The sequence below is a fragment of the Dehalobacter sp. DCA genome (assembly GCF_000305775.1).
GTDB lineage: Bacteria > Bacillota > Desulfitobacteriia > Desulfitobacteriales > Syntrophobotulaceae > Dehalobacter > Dehalobacter alkaniphilus.
In genome coordinates this window covers 2,767,710-2,784,241 of sequence record NC_018866.1, presented here as the reverse complement: position 1 = coordinate 2,784,241, position 16,532 = coordinate 2,767,710, and the positions used below count along the sequence as shown (strand labels likewise).

At 47.1% G+C, this 16,532-nt stretch carries 19 protein-coding genes; 16 read left to right on the top strand and 3 right to left on the bottom strand.

Annotation, left to right across the window (positions count from 1 at the left end):
* Window positions 1-54: 54 nt before the first annotated feature.
* Window positions 55-204: a DUF1540 domain-containing protein gene (locus tag DHBDCA_RS15085; RefSeq protein ID WP_015044760.1), complete on the bottom strand. Its 150-nt coding sequence runs from the start codon at window positions 202-204 to the stop codon at window positions 55-57.
* A 166-nt stretch (window positions 205-370) separates the two neighbouring features.
* On the opposite strand from DHBDCA_RS15085, the gene DHBDCA_RS13380 reads away from it, so the two are divergent.
* On the top strand, window positions 371-1,072 hold the full coding sequence (locus tag DHBDCA_RS13380) for a hypothetical protein (RefSeq protein WP_015044759.1): 702 nt from the start codon (window positions 371-373) through the stop codon (window positions 1,070-1,072).
* Between the two features lie 3 nt (window positions 1,073-1,075).
* On the opposite strand, the gene DHBDCA_RS13375 is transcribed toward DHBDCA_RS13380, so the two are convergent.
* Entirely contained in the window at window positions 1,076-1,432 is a 357-nt protein-coding gene (locus DHBDCA_RS13375; protein WP_015044758.1) for a LysM peptidoglycan-binding domain-containing protein, read from the bottom strand.
* Window positions 1,433-1,703: 271 nt separating this feature from the next.
* Here DHBDCA_RS13375 and DHBDCA_RS13370 point away from each other — a divergent pair, with 271 nt between their 5' ends.
* The 14 genes from DHBDCA_RS13370 to DHBDCA_RS13305 all read left to right on the top strand — a co-directional run bounded on the left by DHBDCA_RS13370 (window position 1,704) and on the right by DHBDCA_RS13305 (window position 13,297).
* On the top strand, window positions 1,704-2,156 hold the full coding sequence (locus DHBDCA_RS13370; RefSeq protein WP_193352159.1) for a MarR family winged helix-turn-helix transcriptional regulator: 453 nt from the start codon (window positions 1,704-1,706) through the stop codon (window positions 2,154-2,156).
* 101 nt (window positions 2,157-2,257) lie between these two features.
* Entirely contained in the window at window positions 2,258-3,241 is a 984-nt protein-coding gene (locus DHBDCA_RS13365; RefSeq protein WP_015044756.1) for a beta-ketoacyl-ACP synthase III, read from the top strand.
* Window positions 3,238-3,471 carry an acyl carrier protein gene (acpP, locus tag DHBDCA_RS13360; protein WP_242824921.1) on the top strand — a complete coding sequence of 78 codons (234 nt, stop codon included), beginning with the start codon at window positions 3,238-3,240 and terminating at the stop codon, window positions 3,469-3,471. Before DHBDCA_RS13365 ends, acpP begins: the two co-directional genes overlap by 4 nt.
* 13 nt (window positions 3,472-3,484) lie before the next feature.
* Entirely contained in the window at window positions 3,485-4,435 is a 951-nt protein-coding gene (gene fabK / locus DHBDCA_RS13355) for an enoyl-[acyl-carrier-protein] reductase FabK (RefSeq protein WP_015044754.1), read from the top strand.
* Between the two features lie 87 nt (window positions 4,436-4,522).
* On the top strand, window positions 4,523-5,461 hold the full coding sequence (fabD, locus tag DHBDCA_RS13350) for an ACP S-malonyltransferase (protein ID WP_015044753.1): 939 nt from the start codon (window positions 4,523-4,525) through the stop codon (window positions 5,459-5,461).
* Window positions 5,462-5,530: 69 nt separating this feature from the next.
* Window positions 5,531-6,271, top strand: a complete 741-nt coding sequence (fabG, locus tag DHBDCA_RS13345; protein WP_015044752.1) for a 3-oxoacyl-[acyl-carrier-protein] reductase — start codon at window positions 5,531-5,533, stop codon at window positions 6,269-6,271.
* Window positions 6,272-6,286: 15 nt separating this feature from the next.
* Window positions 6,287-7,528 carry a beta-ketoacyl-ACP synthase II gene (gene fabF, locus DHBDCA_RS13340; protein WP_015044751.1) on the top strand — a complete coding sequence of 414 codons (1,242 nt, stop codon included), beginning with the start codon at window positions 6,287-6,289 and terminating at the stop codon, window positions 7,526-7,528.
* 4 nt (window positions 7,529-7,532) lie between these two features.
* Complete coding sequence (gene accB / locus DHBDCA_RS13335; protein WP_015044750.1) at window positions 7,533-7,991, top strand: acetyl-CoA carboxylase biotin carboxyl carrier protein; 459 nt, start codon at window positions 7,533-7,535, stop codon at window positions 7,989-7,991.
* Window positions 7,992-8,030: 39 nt separating this feature from the next.
* Window positions 8,031-8,453 carry a 3-hydroxyacyl-ACP dehydratase FabZ gene (gene fabZ / locus DHBDCA_RS13330; RefSeq protein ID WP_015044749.1) on the top strand — a complete coding sequence of 141 codons (423 nt, stop codon included), beginning with the start codon at window positions 8,031-8,033 and terminating at the stop codon, window positions 8,451-8,453.
* 20 nt (window positions 8,454-8,473) lie between these two features.
* Window positions 8,474-9,823: an acetyl-CoA carboxylase biotin carboxylase subunit gene (locus tag DHBDCA_RS13325; RefSeq protein WP_015044748.1), complete on the top strand. Its 1,350-nt coding sequence runs from the start codon at window positions 8,474-8,476 to the stop codon at window positions 9,821-9,823.
* A 35-nt stretch (window positions 9,824-9,858) separates the two neighbouring features.
* Complete coding sequence (gene accD, locus DHBDCA_RS13320; protein ID WP_015044747.1) at window positions 9,859-10,755, top strand: acetyl-CoA carboxylase, carboxyltransferase subunit beta; 897 nt, start codon at window positions 9,859-9,861, stop codon at window positions 10,753-10,755.
* Between the two features lie 21 nt (window positions 10,756-10,776).
* On the top strand, window positions 10,777-11,724 hold the full coding sequence (locus DHBDCA_RS13315) for an acetyl-CoA carboxylase carboxyltransferase subunit alpha (RefSeq protein ID WP_015044746.1): 948 nt from the start codon (window positions 10,777-10,779) through the stop codon (window positions 11,722-11,724).
* Entirely contained in the window at window positions 11,721-12,539 is an 819-nt protein-coding gene (locus DHBDCA_RS13310) for a biotin--[acetyl-CoA-carboxylase] ligase (RefSeq protein ID WP_015044745.1), read from the top strand. Before DHBDCA_RS13315 ends, DHBDCA_RS13310 begins: the two co-directional genes overlap by 4 nt.
* A gap of 128 nt (window positions 12,540-12,667) precedes the next feature.
* Window positions 12,668-13,297 carry a biotin transporter BioY gene (locus DHBDCA_RS13305; RefSeq protein WP_242824920.1) on the top strand — a complete coding sequence of 210 codons (630 nt, stop codon included), beginning with the start codon at window positions 12,668-12,670 and terminating at the stop codon, window positions 13,295-13,297.
* A gap of 266 nt (window positions 13,298-13,563) precedes the next feature.
* Here the strand turns inward: DHBDCA_RS13305 and DHBDCA_RS13300 are convergent, their stop codons facing one another.
* Window positions 13,564-14,820 (bottom strand): CapA family protein, encoded by a 1,257-nt coding sequence (locus DHBDCA_RS13300; protein WP_015044743.1) that lies wholly within the window; start codon window positions 14,818-14,820, stop codon window positions 13,564-13,566.
* 235 nt (window positions 14,821-15,055) lie between these two features.
* Between DHBDCA_RS13300 and DHBDCA_RS13295 the strand changes: the two genes are divergently transcribed.
* Complete coding sequence (locus DHBDCA_RS13295; RefSeq protein WP_015044742.1) at window positions 15,056-16,438, top strand: citrate/2-methylcitrate synthase; 1,383 nt, start codon at window positions 15,056-15,058, stop codon at window positions 16,436-16,438.
* Window positions 16,439-16,532: the final 94 nt, after the last annotated feature.

Genomic DNA, 16,532 nt, shown 5'->3' with positions numbered 1-16,532 from the left:
TAACGTTGACATGGTGCGAACATGGGCTCTGGAATTTCATACGCCTGGCATTCATTACTTCTGAGGTTTGAAGGTATCACACTGTGTTTCTTCCGAGCCTTGGGTATACTTGACTCCGCTATGATTCACCTGAATCATCGGCGCATCGCACATGACATCTTTATTGTAATGACACTCGGTGACTGTACATTTAATTGAACCCATTTTTTTCACCTCCTTGGGCGAGTATCTTATTAACGCTAAAGCTTTGGCGTTTATACTTCTTATTATTATGAACAAAAATTAATTTACTATGTGGTTAGCAAAATCAATAAATTTCTAAAGACGCCTCGGCGTCTTTTTTTATAAGGCTTGCATAAATGGAAAATTATTGAAGGAGGCCGCATATATTATTATTGCCATGATCATTTTTTGGAATGGGGTGACTCACACGAATGACTTTAATTACAGATATGCCGTAAACCACAGCAATCCGGTAAATTATTATTATCAACCGCAGCCGGGCAATCCCAGAAAGCTTTGGGGCTGTCCTATGCAGCAAAATAGCTGGAATAGCGGCATCCATCCTCTCTTTGAACCTCCGGTTCCCTCCGGGGCCAATCTGATATTGCTTACGCCGGCAATTTTCGGAGCTGCGGCCGCGCTTACGGTCGGATTTAGTTTGTACGGCCGCAGTTTCAGCAGAGGATATTCAAAATTTATTTTTTTTGTTAATATCTATGCGATCATTGCTTCTCTGGGCGCCGGGACTTATATCTTCGAAACGTTAACCCTCGAGGAAAGGAAAGACGCCAAACTAAAGGATATTATTCTTCCGCTGATCACAGTCATTTTGTTTTTTGCACTGCTCTTTAATCTGGTCTACACGCTTTATCCGTCTTCCTTTTCCGGAACAATCGGAAAAACGCCTGTAACTCAGCTTATTTCGTTTCTTTCTTTAAGCATTGGTAGTATTTCAGTGGGGGAAACTTTTAATGTGACACCGGAAAAAAGCGGGACGCAAATCATGGCTGCTGTGGAATCCTTCTGGAATCTGTTTGTTCTGTCACTTCTTATATCTTTGATCACATAGTCCTTAGTGGGATCTTCTCCGTCTCTTGACAGGAAGACAGATCATCTGGCCGATCCGCAGGTTCGTGGGATCAACTCCGGGGTTCAGTGAGATAAGCGAAGCTGTTGAAAGGTGGTATTTACCGGCTAATTTAGAAAAGGTATCACCTGCTTTGATAACATAACGGTTCGCCGGCGGACATGAGACAACGCTCCTTCTGATCGGAATGCAGATCAAGTCCCCCGGTTTCAGGTTATTCGGGTTTACTCCTGTGTTCACCGATGCAATTGCCTCTGCAGTTGTATTGAATTTGCGGGCAAGGCTATAAAAAGTATCACCCGGCTTGATCTGATATGAGATTGTTCCTTTCGGACAGGTCATGAAAGCTCACTCCCAGCAGATATTTTTTCTCTTCTCATTTCTCATTGTATGAAAGGATTACCTGTCCGCTGGACAGAAGGACAAACCCGACCTTAAATTTTTTTCGTCTTTAAGGCTAAAATAGGAAAATCCATAAAGGGATAGTGGAAATCCTTCTAAAAATATTCAGACTAAACCAGGAGATGTACAAGTTGGTTTGAATACTAAAATATTTGACAACCAAATTAAAAATGAGGTAAACTTTGATTATGCGCTGAGAGGAAGTGAGAGGTTGGAAACAAATATTCGTACTGTTTTAAATGAACTTCTGATTGGAACATTTAATCAAATTCTAGATGTAGAGCAGAATGAGATTAAGAAAGGACCATTGAATAATCTGTCTATCTCAGAACTGCATGCGATTGAAGCGATTGGAATGTATCAGGATAGGACAATGTCTCAGGTTGCCGCCGATTTGGGTATCACTGTCGGAGCGCTTACTTCTTTCATCAATAACCTTGTTAAAAAGGAGTACGTTTCCAGACAAAGGGATGAGGCAGACCGGAGAATTGTCAGGATCAGTCTGACCCGAAGGGGAAAGCTTGCCTACAGGATTCATGAAAAATTCCATCTGGATATGGTCAAGCATATGCTTCTCGGATTAGGGGAACAGGAGAATATTTTAATCGAATCATTGCAGAAACTCACCGAATTTTTTGATTCGAAGTATTCCTTTAATCATTAACAAGAGATACACAAAAGATATATGAAAAAGGTAAACGAACAGAAGATTCGTAATGGATGATAATAAACGAAATAATATGAGAGAAAAGGAAATTTGGAAATATGTATGACGTCGAGATAATTGGCACTGGCAGCTATGTTCCTGAAAACAGGGTGACGAATGATAATCTGTCTAAGATTGTTGACACAAGCGATGAATGGATCCGTACCCGGACAGGGATCAAAGAACGCAGAATTTCACTGACGGAAACCACAGCGGATCTGGCAGTTGCAGCCGCCCGCAGAGCGCTTGATGATGCCGGAGTTGCAGCTGAGGAGCTTGATCTGATTATTGTGGCCACAGTTACACCGGACTATTTTTTCCCGTCAACGGCATGTTTTGTCCAGAATAGTCTCGGAGCCAGCCGGGCAGCTTGTTTCGATATCAGTGCAGCCTGTACCGGTTTTATTTTTGGACTCAGCATTGCCTCCCAGTTTATCAGAACAGGGATGTATCAGAAGGCACTGATCATTGGTGCTGAGGTCCTTTCCAAAATAACGGACTGGGAAGACCGCAGCACTTGTGTTCTGTTTGCAGACGGGGCGGGTGCGGCGGTTATCAAAAGAGGAGATCAGGGCATTATTTCTGAAGTAATTGGTTCTGATGGTAGCAAAGGTGAATGTTTGGAATGTCCTGCCCTTCCGCTCAAGAACATCTTTATTGAGGCCGGGGAAGCAAAGCCCCCGTATGCCAAAATGAACGGACGGGAAGTTTTTAAATTTGCAGTCAATATTTTACCCGAGTGCATTTTAAAGACGCTTGAAAAAACACCCTATACGCTGGAAGACATTAACCATATCATACCGCACCAGGCAAACCTGCGAATTATCGATTCAGCGGCCAAAAAGCTGAAGGTGGATCAGGCGAAGTTTTATGTCAACCTTCCCAATTATGGAAATACTTCGAGTGCGAGTATCCCAATTGCCCTGGATGAAATGGCCAAAGGGAAGTTAATCCATAAAGGGGATCTGCTCGTTCTTGTCGGATTCGGAGGAGGGCTTACCTATGGCGCAATGCTGATTAAATGGACCATAGGGGGTAAATGATGTCTTTTGACACGATCTGCAGGATTATCGCTTCCCAGTTTGAGACTGAACCGGAGAAAATTCAGTTGTCCACCAAGTTCCAGCAAGACCTCGGAATTGACTCTCTAAGCATTTTTGAAATTGTCATGGAGCTGGAAGATGTATACAGGATTGAAATTCCGACTGAAGATCTTGAAGAATTAATCAGCGTAGCAGATCTGGTTGACTATATAAATAAGCGAACAAATTGAAGGAGAGAATGGCATGAATAACTTTGGTTTTTTTCATAAACTGGGCGTAAAATACCCGCTGATTCAAGGCGGTATGGCTTGGATTTCGGACAGCTCACTTGCTTCGGCCGTATCGAACGCCGGCGGAATCGGTATTATTGCGGCGGCCAATGCACCTGTCGAATATGTCAAAGAAGAGATTAGGAAGGCCAAAGCTCTGACAGACAAGCCTTTTGGCGTAAATATCATGCTGTTAAGTGAGAATGCCGAGGCCATTGCCCATCTCGTCTGTGAAGAAGGGGTAAAAGTAGTGACGACAGGCGCCGGAAGTCCCGGGAGATATATTAAAATGTGGAAAGAAAACGGCATTACGGTCATTCCCGTAGTTCCTTCCGTTGCGCTGGCCCGCAGGATGGAGAAGGAAGGGGCAGATGCCGTTGTGGCGGAAGGCGGAGAGTCCGGCGGACATGTCGGTGAACTGACGACCATGGCCTTGCTTCCTCAGGTGATTGACGCTGTAAATATTCCGGTGATTGCTGCTGGGGGAATCGGTGACGGCAGAGGGATTGCCGCAGCTTTTATGTTGGGTGCAAGCGGTGTCCAGGTTGGCACAAGGTTCCTAACTGCCGAAGAATGTACCGTGCATCAAAATTATAAGGATAGAATCCTGAAAGCTAAAGATATCGATTCAGTCGTTACAGGCAGGCCAACAGGTCATCCGGTCAGAGTCCTCAGAAATAAACTTACCCGGCAGTTTGAAGAGCTGGAAAGGACGGGGGCACCTCTGGAGCAGTATGAGACGCTTGGTGCCGGTGCGCTGCGTAAGGCTGTCAAAGAGGGAGATACGGATTACGGATCGGTAATGGCCGGGCAAATTGCAGGTCTGATTAAAAAAGAACAGACCTGCAAAGAGATTATTGAAGAAATGTTTGCCCAGGCAGAGGAACGTCTGAAAGCTATTAAGCTTGACAGTATTACCCGCTAAAGGGATACGTATGGGGACAAAAGATTACATCCCTTTGTCCCCCATATTCGGATGATTATCGGATGATTATTGGAGGATACGGAAAGAATGGATAGAAAGACAGCGTTTATTTTTGCGGGTCAGGGTTCACAGTATGTTGGCATGGGCAAAGAACTTTATCAGCATAACGATGTTTCGCGGGCGGTCTTTGACCTGGCGGATCAGGAGCTCGGATATTCGCTGAGTGACCTGTGTTTTTATGGCCCCAAAGAGGAACTGGATAAAACGGAACATACGCAGCCAGCCATTCTTACGGTCAGTGTGGCAGCCGCAAGGGCGCTGATGGATCAGGGGATCAATCCTGATCTGACAGCCGGATTCAGTCTGGGTGAATATTCTGCCTTGGTCTTGAGCGGTGTATTGCCATTTGAGGCGGCTGTGAAACTGGTCCGGAACAGAGGCAGGTATATGCAGGAGGCTGTGTCTCAGGGTGTTGGAGGAATGGCTGCAGTCCTCGGTTTGGAAACATCCGGGGTCGAGAAGGCTTGTCTTGAGGCTGAAAGTCTCGGGGTTGTACGGATTGCCAATTATAACTGCCCAGGTCAGGTTGTGATATCCGGGGAAAACAAGGCCTTGGAAGCTGCTTCGGCCAGGGCTATGGAGCTCGGGGCCAAAAGGGTGATCCCGCTTGAAGTCAGCGGACCGTTTCATACGGGCTTACTCGAACCGGCGGCCCGGAAATTGGCTGACGAGCTGGCAGGCATTGGATTTTCTGATCCCCGGATTCCGGTGATTTCCAATGTTACTGCAGATTATATGGCGGATAAGTCGGCGGTCAAGGAACTATTGCCACAACAAGTCATGCGTTCCGTCCTTTGGGAGATGTCCTTCAGAAGGATGCTTGCCGACGGCGTAGATACCTTTGTGGAACTGGGACCTGGAAGTGTCTTAAAGGGCTTTGCGAGAAAGATTGACAAGAACGTGAAGGTTCTGAATGTCGAAGACCCGTCATCTCTCGAAGCTGTGGTGAAATACTTTAATGATTAAGAACGTACTTGAAATCTAGGGTACAGGTCACGGTTTCTATCAATATTGGATTTCAGGAGGAGGTCGGATATGCTAAAGGGGAAAACAGCAGTTGTTACAGGTGCCAGCAGGGGTATTGGCAGAGCCATCGCTTTAAAGCTTGCTGAACAAGGCGCGAATATCGCGGTGAATTATGTAAGCAGCGAGCAGGACGGGTTAAAGCTTGCCCAGGAAATCGAAAATCTCGGAGGGCGGGCCTTGGTCTTAAAAGCGGACGTCAGTGTATTCAGTGAAGCGGAACAATTGATTGCGATGGCCAAAGCGGAATTTGGAACCATTGATATTCTGATCAATAACGCAGGGATAACCCGCGACGGTTTACTCATGAGGATGTCGGAAGACGATTTTGACCGAGTCGTAGAAGTAGACCTCAAAGGGGTGTTCAATTGTACCCGGCATGCCGTTCCTATCATGGTCAAACAAAGAAGCGGCAGGATCATCAATATCACTTCTGTCGTTGGAATTCTCGGAAATGCAGGACAGGTCAATTATGCAGCGGCCAAAGCCGGCGTTATTGGACTTACCAAATCCCTGGCCAAGGAAATTGGCAGCAGAAACATCACGGTGAATGCCGTAGCCCCTGGCTTTATTGAGACGGATATGACGTCAGGATTATCGGATAAAGTAAAAGAACTGACCAAAGAGAGCATTGCTTTAAAGCGGTTTGGCAAACCGGAGAATATCGCCGATACGATTTTATTTCTGGCTTCAGACGCCGGTGAATATATTACCGGCCAGGTCATAAGCGTTGACGGCGGAATGGCATTTTAGGAGGAGACCAACAATATGAGAACACGCGTAGTTATTACTGGAATTGGGGCGGTTACTCCGCTTGGCAACGATGCAGCCACATTCTGGCAGGGCATCAAAGAGGGGAAATGCGGAATAGGTCCGATCACAGCCTTTGATACGACGGACCATAAAGTAAAAATTGGTGCCGAAATCAAAGATTTTGATCCTGAAATGCATTTGGACAAGAAAGAAGCCAAACGGATGGACCGCTACTGCCAGCTGGCAGTGGTGGCGGCAGAACAGGCTTATGAAGATGCGGGTGTGAAAGAAGCCGAGATCGACCCGGAAAGATTAGGTGTTTTGGTTGGATCGGGGATAGGCGGTCTGCTAACGATTGAAGAACAGCACAGCAGGCTGACCGAGAAAGGGCCCGGCAGGGTTTCCCCTTTCTTTATTCCGATGGCGATCAGTAATATGGCTTCAGGGAATATTGCGATCAAGCTTGGTGCCAAAGGAGTTAACTACAGTATTGTCACAGCCTGCGCTTCAGCAACGCATTCCATCGGTGAAGCTTTCTGGAAGATCAGAGACGGTCAGGCGGATATGATTGTTACCGGTGGTGCCGAAGCCCCGATTACGCCTCTGGCGGTAGCCGGATTTACTTCCATGACCGCTTTGAGCAACAGCAATGATGTCAACAGGGCTTCCATCCCGTTTGACAAGGAGAGGGACGGGTTCGTGATTGGTGAAGGTGCGGGTATTTTGGTTCTGGAATCTTTGGAGCATGCTAGAAAGAGGAATGCAAGAATCTATGGCGAAGTAGTTGGTTATGGAGCTACCTGCGATGCCTACCATATGACCGCACCTGCACCGGGAGGGGAAGGCGCGGCCAGAGCCATGAAGCTTGCCTTAGCTGATGCCGGAATTGGTCCGGACGAAATATCCTATATCAATCCGCATGGAACAGGTACACCGTACAACGACAAGTTTGAGACGGAAGCGATCAAAGCCACATTTGGAGAAAAAGCTTATCAAATACCGGTGAGTTCGACTAAATCAATGACCGGTCATCTACTGGGAGCAGCAGGAGCTATAGAGGCGATTATCTGCGCCAAAGCACTTCAGGAGGGCTTTGTACCACCGACGATCGGCTATCAGGTTAAAGATGAGGAATGTGACCTGGATTATGTGCCAAATTGCGGGCGTAACATGGATTTGACCTACGCCCTATCCAATTCGCTTGGGTTTGGCGGCCATAATGCTACCATTATCTTAAAAAAATGGTTAGAGGGATAAAGTGATGGATTTAAAAGAAATTCAAGAACTGATAAAAATGGTGGATGAATCCGGGCTGACTGAATTTGAGCTTAAGCAAGAGGATTATAAAATTGTTTTGAAGAAAGAAAAGCTTCCGCCTATGTTTCAGCCTGCGTTTCAGCCGGTACAGAGCTTTATGACCGGGGCTGCAGCCGGAAGAGAGACTGTGACTCCGGAACAACCAAGTTCTAAAATTGAAGCGTCGCAGACGATTAATGCACCGATTGTTGGAACCTTTTACCTGGCACCGTCGCCCGGAGAGAAACCCTTTGTCAGCGCGGGTAGCAAAGTCAAAAAAGGAGATACGCTTTGTATTGTCGAGGCGATGAAGCTGATGAATGAGATTGAAGCTGAAGAAGACCTGCAAATCTTAAGCATTCTGGTTGATGACGGGCAAATGGTTGAATTTGGCCAACCGCTGTTTGAAATTAATACCAAGTAGCGGCAAGGATGCAAGCGGAACTATTGTGGAGGTAAAAAGATGCTGAACATCAAAGAGATTCAGGAGATCATTCCGCATCGATACCCGTTCCTTCTTCTGGACCGAGTCGAAGAGCTAGAAGAAGGTAAAAGGGTTGTTGCTTATAAAAATGTTACGATCAATGAGTATTTTTTTCAGGGACATTTTCCGCAAGAACCGGTAATGCCCGGTGTACTCATTATTGAAGCGCTGGCTCAGGCCGGTGCGGTAGCTTTATTAAAAATGGAAAAATATCAGGGTAAGCTCGCTTACTTTACCGGAATTGATAATGCCAAGTTCCGAAGGAAGGTATTTCCTGGTGATGTGCTGAGGCTGGAAGTAGAGATTATAAAAATCAAAGGCCCTGCCGGCATCGGCAAAGCTCTTGCCACGGTTGACGGGGAAAAAGCTGCCGAAGCCGAAATTAAGTTTTTTATCAGTTAATAAAGTTGGTGGGTGAAAACTTGTTCAAAAAAATACTCATTGCCAACAGAGGCGAAATAGCGGTCCGGATTATTCGGGCCTGCCGGGAAATCGGAGTTGCAACAGTTGCGGTTTATTCGGAAGCCGACAGGAACTCCCTGCATGTGGATCTTGCTGATGAGACGGTTTGTATCGGTCCGGCCAGAGCAAGGGACAGCTATCTGAATACCAAGAATATTATCAGTGCAACGGTTCTGACGGGCGCGGAAGCCATTCATCCGGGATTTGGCTTTTTGGCGGAAAACAGTAAATTTGCCGAGATGTGCAAAGCGTGCCATATCGCATTTATCGGTCCTGATCCCGAAGTCATTGAAATGATGGGGAATAAAGCGAAGGCCCGGCAGATCATGGGCCAGGCGGGTGTCCCTATCGTTCCTGGTATCGAAGGTGTGTTGGCTAATTTTAAACAGGCAGAGGCTTCTGCAGAGCGTATTGGTTATCCAGTCATGCTGAAGGCATCGGCAGGCGGCGGAGGCAAGGGTATCCGGATTGTCTGGAGCCGGGATGAACTGAAAAAGGCTTATGATATGGCCAAAAAAGAAGCTCAGGCTGCCTTTGATGATGATTCAATGTATTTGGAGAAATATCTGGTGGAGCCGAGACATATCGAATTTCAGATCCTGGCGGACCACTATGGAAATGTCATTCACCTTGGAGAAAGAGACTGTTCAATCCAGCGCAGAAATCAAAAAGTCATTGAAGAGGCTCCTTCAACCGTCCTGAGTGACGAGCTCAGGCGGGAAATGGGGGATACAGCTGTCCGCGCTGCTCAAGCGGTAGGTTATAAGAGCGCCGGGACCATCGAATTTTTAGTTGACAACAACGGTGGCTATTACTTTATGGAAATGAATACCCGTATCCAGGTCGAGCATCCCGTAACCGAGCTGGTTACAGGAATTGATATTGTGAAGGAACAACTGAAAATTGCCTCGGGAGAACAGCTAAACATCCGGCAGGACGACGTGCATATTCAAGGCCATGCCATAGAATGCCGAATCAATGCGGAAAATCCCGCACTCGGGTTCAGGCCGTCTCCCGGCAAAGTGAATATCCTTCTCTGGCCCGGAGGAAATGGCGTAAGACTGGATAGCGCACTCTACAACGGCTATGATATTCCGCCGACCTATGATTCGATGATTGCGAAACTGATTACGCACGGTCAGGACAGGAATGAAGCCATCAGTAAAATGCGCAGGGCCCTTGATGAGTTTATTATTGAAGGTATTGACACGAATATTGAATTCCTGTTTCAGATTTTGAATAACCCGAAATTTAGGAGCGCAGAAATTGACACATCCTTCATTGCCAAAGAATTTGACTATGGAGCGTAATGACAGCCATAAAAAAATGATTACGGTTGGTGCTCATGTTTAAATTAAACAGGGTTTTTAAGAAACCGCGTTATCTAACGATACAACAGAATAATAGTCAGCCGGCACCGGCGGAGATAGAGGGGCAGGGGGAAAAGAGTGTTTTGCCTGCCATTCCGAACGGACTGTGGACAAAATGCCAGAATTGCGGAGAGACAGTTTACACGAAGGATCTCAGTAATAATAACAAGGTCTGTGTCCGCTGCGGCTACCATTTCAGGATGGGAGCCTGGGAAAGAGTCGACTTGATCATGGACACCGGTACATTTAAAGAAACTAATCAGGATATGAAAAGCGTCAATCCGCTGGACTTTGAAGGCTATGCAGAGAAAATCCGCACTGGCCAGGAGAAGACGGGCCTTTCGGAAGCCGTACTAACAGGGTATGGCAAGATTCATGGCCAGGATGCTGTGATTACGGTGATGGACAGTAACTTTATGATGGGCAGCATGGGTTCGGTCGTTGGCGAGAAAGTGGCCCGGGCCTTTGAATTCGCTGCTGAAAGGAAAATGCCGATCATTGTTTTTACTGCTTCAGGTGGGGCCAGGATGCAGGAAGGAATGTTTTCCCTGATGCAGATGGCGAAAACATCTGCAGCCGTTGGCAAACACAGTCGGCAGGGAGGACTGTATATCGCGGTTCTGACAGACCCGACAACGGGCGGCGTCACGGCCAGCTTCCCGATGCTGGGAGATATCATTTTGGCGGAACCGGACGCGCTGATCGGCTTTGCCGGCAAGAGGGTCATTCAACAGACCATCAGGCAGGAGCTGCCGGAAGGTTTTCAGAAAGCAGAATTTCTTCTGGAACACGGTTTTATTGATAAAATCGTGGCCAGAGAGGACCTCAAACTAACCTTGTCTCGCCTGATTAAGCTTCATTACAGGCGTTAAGCAAAAAGACGGAGTGTGGCTATGCTCGAGCGGGAAAAAGAATTAGCGGAACTGAATAATAAGCTGAGTGATTTAAGGAAGCTTGCTGAAGATAAGCAAGCCGACTTTTCATCAGAGATTGAGGGATTAGAAGAGAAGCTTACCAGGATGAAAGAGGAAGCATTTTCAAATTTGACGGCGATGGATAAGCTGACCCTGTCCCGAATGGTGGAAAGACCCACCACGCTCGATTATATCGAGAGGATTTTTCACTCCTTTATTGAGCTGCATGGAGACCGGATGTACCGGGATGACCCCTGCATTGTCGGCGGCGTTGCCAGACTGGGGGACCTGCCGATAACGGTCATTGGCCAGCAAAAAGGCAGAAATACCAAAGAAAATGTCAAAAGAAATTTTGGGATGACAAATCCCGAAGGTTACCGTAAAGCGTTAAGGCTCATGAAGCAGGCGGAAAAATTTCACCGGCCCGTGATTTGCTTTATTGATACACCAGGCGCTGATCCTGGTATCGGGGCGGAGGAACGGGGCCAGGGGGAAGCGATTGCACGCAACCTGATGGAAATGGTCAGTTTGCGGACGCCTGTTATTTCCATTGTTCTGGGAGAAGGAGGCAGCGGCGGGGCGTTGGCCCTGTCGATCGCAGACGAGATCTGGATGCTGGAGCATTCGATCTATTCCATACTGTCTCCTGAAGGTTTTGCCAGTATCCTTTGGAAGGATTCCTCCAGAGCAAAAGAGGCAGCCCAGATCATGAAGATTACTGCTCAGGATTTGCAGCAAATGGGCCTGATCGACAAGGTTCTGCCGGAGCCTTTGGGCGGTGCCCATCATGATCCCGAGGCGATGGCTGCCGTCATCAAGGAACATTTGTTAAAGGTTCCGTTCAGAACCATGCTGGAACAAATCGATGATGTTCTTGAAAGGCGTTATCAGAAATACCGCAGGATAGGGGCTTATACCGAGTCATGAACGAATCTCTCAGCCCTGAAAAAATAACACAATATCTCCGGACAACTTTTCTGGGAAGAAAGATCCTCTGTTTTGACGTGCTGGACTCCACCAACTGTGAAGCAGCCCGCAGAGCTTTGACTGAAGAAGAAGGAACTGTGATCATCAGTGAACAGCAGACGACCGGCCGGGGACGTTTTGGCCGAAAGTGGCAGTCACCGGGAGGCAAGGGGATCTGGATGTCAATCATTTTGAAACCTCAACTTCCGCCGGATGTGATACCCCAGCTGACGCTGGCTGGCGCAGCGGCAGTATGTCTGGCAGTGGACGAAGCAGCTATTTCTTTCCCAGGAAGAGGAATCACCATCAAATGGCCAAATGATCTATTCCTGAACGGAAAGAAGGCCGGAGGGATTCTGACGGAAATGTCGGTCAGCAGCAGGCGGACCCCGGTAGTGGTGATCGGCATCGGTCTGAATGTGAACCTTGCTGAAACGGATTTTCCTGATGAACTGAAATCCACAGCGACTTCTTTACGTCTCGAGACGGGCAGGGAACACGACAGGGCCAGGCTGACAGCCGGAATCCTAAATGGATTTGAACCGCTTTACCTGGAATACCTCAGCACGGTTGATCTAGGCAGGACCTTAACCATCTGCAGGGAGCGTTCCGAAGTCATAGGCAGAAAAGTGGTCCTCGAAAACAGGGAGGGGCCGGTGCAGACCGCTGAGGTAATCGACCTCGGGCCTAAAGGGGAACTGGTCGTAAGGCTGGCGCAGACCGGGGAGATCAAAGCGATCATTTCGGGAGAAATTTCTGTAGCCCTAGACGATTAAACGAGAAGTACGGTCGCGGTTCCCAAAATGAATACAGTATTTACATGGAAAATGGCATTGAAAACGAAGCGTCCTAATGATATAGTACTGAGAATATAGTTTATTACATGAAAGAACAGAACGGAGGAATGATGATGATTCAAAATTTGCATACGCTCGAAGTTTACCGTCAAAAACGTTTGTCCTATTTTCAATGGCGCACGCAGTCAACGACGTTTGCCAAAATTGCTCTGGCAGTAAGTCTGGCCTGCCTGACCGGCCTGCTTGCTCAGGTGAAAATCTACCTGCCATTTACCCCCGTGCCTTTGGTGGCTTCCCAGATTGGGGTGATCCTGGCTGCTGTGCTGCTGGGTAGAAAATGGGGCGGTATCAGTATGGCAATCTATGCTGTCGGCGGTTTGGCAGGAATTCCGTGGTTTGCGGGTTTCAAAGGCGGAGCGGCGGCGCTTGCCGGGCCGACAATTGGTTATGTGTTTGGTTTTATCCTTGCAGCGCTGTTTATCGGCGGTATGATCGATTCCAGGACCCAAAACCGTAAAGCTTTGCCGCTGACCGGCATTATCCTTTTTGCCCAGCTTGTCCTTGTTTATGTTCCGGGGTTAATATCCCTGGCCATATGGCTTTGGTCGACCGGACAGACAGTTACCCTGGCCGGAGTCCTCTTTATGGGCTATATACCCTTTATTGTCGGAGATATTCTGAAGTCACTGGTCGGAGCAGCAGCTGCCAAAGCCATTGTCCCGATGGAAAAATACTAGCACAGCATCGATTTGGGTTAATATTGGGCTAAAGCAGCACTTCAAGAGTAATAAGTACCAGAATAATGACAACAAAGAACGCTGCACGCTGACCATATTTAAATGTATAGGCGTACATGCCGGATCCCCCCCCGCAGGCTGATTTGTAAGATATTTGATTTATTTTATTCTATGAAGTCCGGGGAGGCAAGGTGATAAAGAAATAAACCTATGGACATATGAACATATGCGCATAGGTTTATTTTTACGGTTCTAACCCTTTTATTTCAGTTGGATTGGGATTCGAGTTCTTTTCCTGCTTCTGGCATTAGTTTCTGCACAGTGTCCCTGCAGAACCGGATCCGTTCCAGATCTGCATCCTTCAGAAGGGGATACAGTCCGGGATTGTCCAGAGCAGCTTTGGCTGGTATAACCTCATAAATCAATTGATTATTCAGGCGTTTTTTATTCACCCAAGTAGGAACGGCGTCCGCCTGGAGAACATGATGGGTGTGATCTGGATATACCCTGATCGTCACATTGGCGATGATTCCCTGTTCGGTATAAATGTTATCAACGGTTTCCTGACGCTGATCTGAGATGAAATTTCCCTGAGAATAAAAAACCGGAACATTTCCATTGTTGTCTGTGGCCAAAAATACGAAGGGCTGGAGCACATGCGGATGGCCCCCAAAAATCACATCTGCGCCGCAGTCAGCCAGTACGGAGGCCAAGTCCTGCTGAAAAGTACTAGGAAGTCGCTGATATTCATCTCCCCAGTGCATGCACAAAATGACAATTTCCGCGCCGGCCTGTCTTGCTTCAGTAATTCTCGCCTTAATGGTTTGCACAGAACTGTCAAAATCTTGCGGGTCAAAGGTATCCATCAGTCCGGTCATGTTGACGGGAAGGATAAGACCATTGATGCTCAGGCTGCCGTCGTTTTGCGGATAGCCGTAGCCAAAATTGACAAATGCCACTTTAACACCTTTGATGTCCTTGATGACATAGGTGGTTTCCTTCTCGGTAGCCTTGACACCGATAATATCCAGTCCCTTGTTTTTGACAACGTCGATCGTCCGGTAGAATCCGGTGATATCCTGATCTAAACGGTGGTTGTTGGCTGCGGTAACAATGTCAACGCCCGATTCCTTCAGAGCATCAACGATCGAATCGGGGGTATTGAATTTGGGATAACCGGAATAGCCCTGCTCAGGCCCGGCCAGCGAGGTCTCCAGGTTGGCCACGGTAATATCGGCATTTTCAAGATAGGATTTAACATACTGAAACTGGCTCCTGAAATCATACAGACCTGTTGAAGAATCGTAAGCGGCCATATAGACCGTGTTATGAATCAGGATGTCGCCGACGGAAGCGATAGAGATATCCACATAGGAAGGCTCCGGCTCCGATTCCGGAAGCGGCGAAGGATCTGGAGGATTTTGAAAAGAAATCTGGTTGGCATATTGGTAGGCGATCACACCGCCCGCAATGAATACGGCAGCGACTGTGCAGAGGAGCATAATCAGGAGTCTTCTTTTCATAAGCTTGACCTCAAATGATAATTTATAATAATTTTTTGATCATAGAATTTTTGATTTATAGTCTGGCTTTGTTAGACTTGTCTGCGAATAGGATGGTCGCTCTTAGTCATTATAATACATTTACTTCAAAGCGAAAACGAATTATAATGACAGGAAGAATAAATGGAGAATGTTATCGCTGAAGGCTTGGTGCCAGCCGAGCTTTCTTTATGATTGATCCAGAGGAGGTAGGGAAATGGAACAAACAGAGTTCGTACAATTCGAACAATTTGAAACAAAAATGTTTAAAGAACTGACGCAGAAAGCGATAGACAGCAGTAAAATCAATCCTGAGCTATATAGTAAATATCAAGTAATGAGGGGCTTGCGCGATCTTGAAGGCAAGGGCGTACTCGTCGGTCTGACCGAGATTGGTGAAGTGCACTCCTATATCATAGACGAAGGAGAAAAGATTCCTGTTCCGGGAAGATTAACCTATAGAGGTATCGATATTAATGACATCGTCGACGGCTTTATCAAAGACGAAAGATACGGCTTTGAAGAAACGAGCTATTTGCTTCTGTTCGGGCATCTTCCGAACGCCGAGGAGCTGAAGGATTTTGAACAGGTGCTGTCGGCATATCAAAAACTGCCCGAGGACTTTGTCCGGGGTACTATCCTGAAAAGCCCGGGCAAGGATATCATGAATATGCTGGCCAGGAGCATCCTGAGCCTATATTCCTATGATGACAACCCCGATGACAATTCCATCGAAAATGTCCTGAAACAATGCATGAAACTGATTGCCTGGATGCCTTTGCTGGCCGTGTATGGCTATCACTCCTGTGCGCACTATCATGGAAACAAGAGCCTGTTTCTGCACAGTCCACTGCCTCATCTCAGCACAGCGGAAAATATTCTTCACATGCTCCGGCCGGACAGCAAATACACGAAGCTTGAGGCTGCCCTGCTGGATATTTCCCTGGTCCTGCATGCCGAACACGGCGGTGGGAATAATTCGACCTTTGTTACGCATGTCATTACCTCGACCGGTTCGGACACTTATTCGGTCATGGCTGCTGCTATTGGTGCTTTAAAAGGTCCCAAGCATGGAGGCGCCAATATTAAAACCTACAATATGCTTGAAGACATTAAACAAAATGTCACAGACTGGCAGGATGAGGATGAAATCAAGGCTTATTTGATGAAGATTATGAATAAACAGGCTTTTGACAGGTCTGGTCTAATTTACGGGATCGGCCATGCGGTTTACTCGATTTCTGATCCGAGGGAAGTCCTGCTTAAAGAATATGCCGGGAAGCTCGCCCAGGAGAAAGGTCTGGCCGAAGAGTTTGATTTATTCTGTAGAGTGGAAAGACTTGCTCCGGATATTGTCCTGGGCCATAACAAGTCAGGCAAAGTCATCAGTGCCAATGTGGACTTTTATTCCGGTTTTGTATATAAAATGCTGGGACTTCCGCTGGAACTGTTTACCCCGATCTTTGCGATCTCCAGAATGTCAGGATGGAGTGCCCACCGGATCGAAGAGATCGTGAATAATGGGAAAATCGTCAGACCGGCCTACAAGAGCGTTGTTCCAAGACGGGAATATATTCCGCCTGAAGTTTCGCACCCATAAAACAGCCGAAAATTCGGCTTAGAATAAGACGAAAAAACGATAAAAATCCGCATGAACACTAGGTTTTTGGTATAATAAGATGCTACTCCAAATC

Coding starts and splice junctions, on each gene's coding strand:
- fabD (WP_015044753.1), top strand. CDS start 4,523: ATGGATAGAAAGACAGCGTTTATTTTTGCGGGTCAGGGTTCACAGTAT.
- DHBDCA_RS13365 (WP_015044756.1), top strand. CDS start 2,258: ATGTATGACGTCGAGATAATTGGCACTGGCAGCTATGTTCCTGAAAAC.
- acpP (WP_242824921.1), top strand. CDS start 3,238: ATGATGTCTTTTGACACGATCTGCAGGATTATCGCTTCCCAGTTTGAG.
- accD (WP_015044747.1), top strand. CDS start 9,859: ATGTTTAAATTAAACAGGGTTTTTAAGAAACCGCGTTATCTAACGATA.
- DHBDCA_RS13295 (WP_015044742.1), top strand. CDS start 15,056: ATGGAACAAACAGAGTTCGTACAATTCGAACAATTTGAAACAAAAATG.
- accB (WP_015044750.1), top strand. CDS start 7,533: ATGGATTTAAAAGAAATTCAAGAACTGATAAAAATGGTGGATGAATCC.
- fabK (WP_015044754.1), top strand. CDS start 3,485: ATGAATAACTTTGGTTTTTTTCATAAACTGGGCGTAAAATACCCGCTG.
- fabZ (WP_015044749.1), top strand. CDS start 8,031: ATGCTGAACATCAAAGAGATTCAGGAGATCATTCCGCATCGATACCCG.
- DHBDCA_RS13315 (WP_015044746.1), top strand. CDS start 10,777: ATGCTCGAGCGGGAAAAAGAATTAGCGGAACTGAATAATAAGCTGAGT.
- DHBDCA_RS13305 (WP_242824920.1), top strand. CDS start 12,668: ATGATGATGATTCAAAATTTGCATACGCTCGAAGTTTACCGTCAAAAA.
- DHBDCA_RS13300 (WP_015044743.1), bottom strand. CDS start 14,820: ATGAAAAGAAGACTCCTGATTATGCTCCTCTGCACAGTCGCTGCCGTA.
- fabF (WP_015044751.1), top strand. CDS start 6,287: ATGAGAACACGCGTAGTTATTACTGGAATTGGGGCGGTTACTCCGCTT.
- DHBDCA_RS13310 (WP_015044745.1), top strand. CDS start 11,721: ATGAACGAATCTCTCAGCCCTGAAAAAATAACACAATATCTCCGGACA.
- DHBDCA_RS13375 (WP_015044758.1), bottom strand. CDS start 1,432: ATGACCTGTCCGAAAGGAACAATCTCATATCAGATCAAGCCGGGTGAT.
- DHBDCA_RS15085 (WP_015044760.1), bottom strand. CDS start 204: ATGGGTTCAATTAAATGTACAGTCACCGAGTGTCATTACAATAAAGAT.
- fabG (WP_015044752.1), top strand. CDS start 5,531: ATGCTAAAGGGGAAAACAGCAGTTGTTACAGGTGCCAGCAGGGGTATT.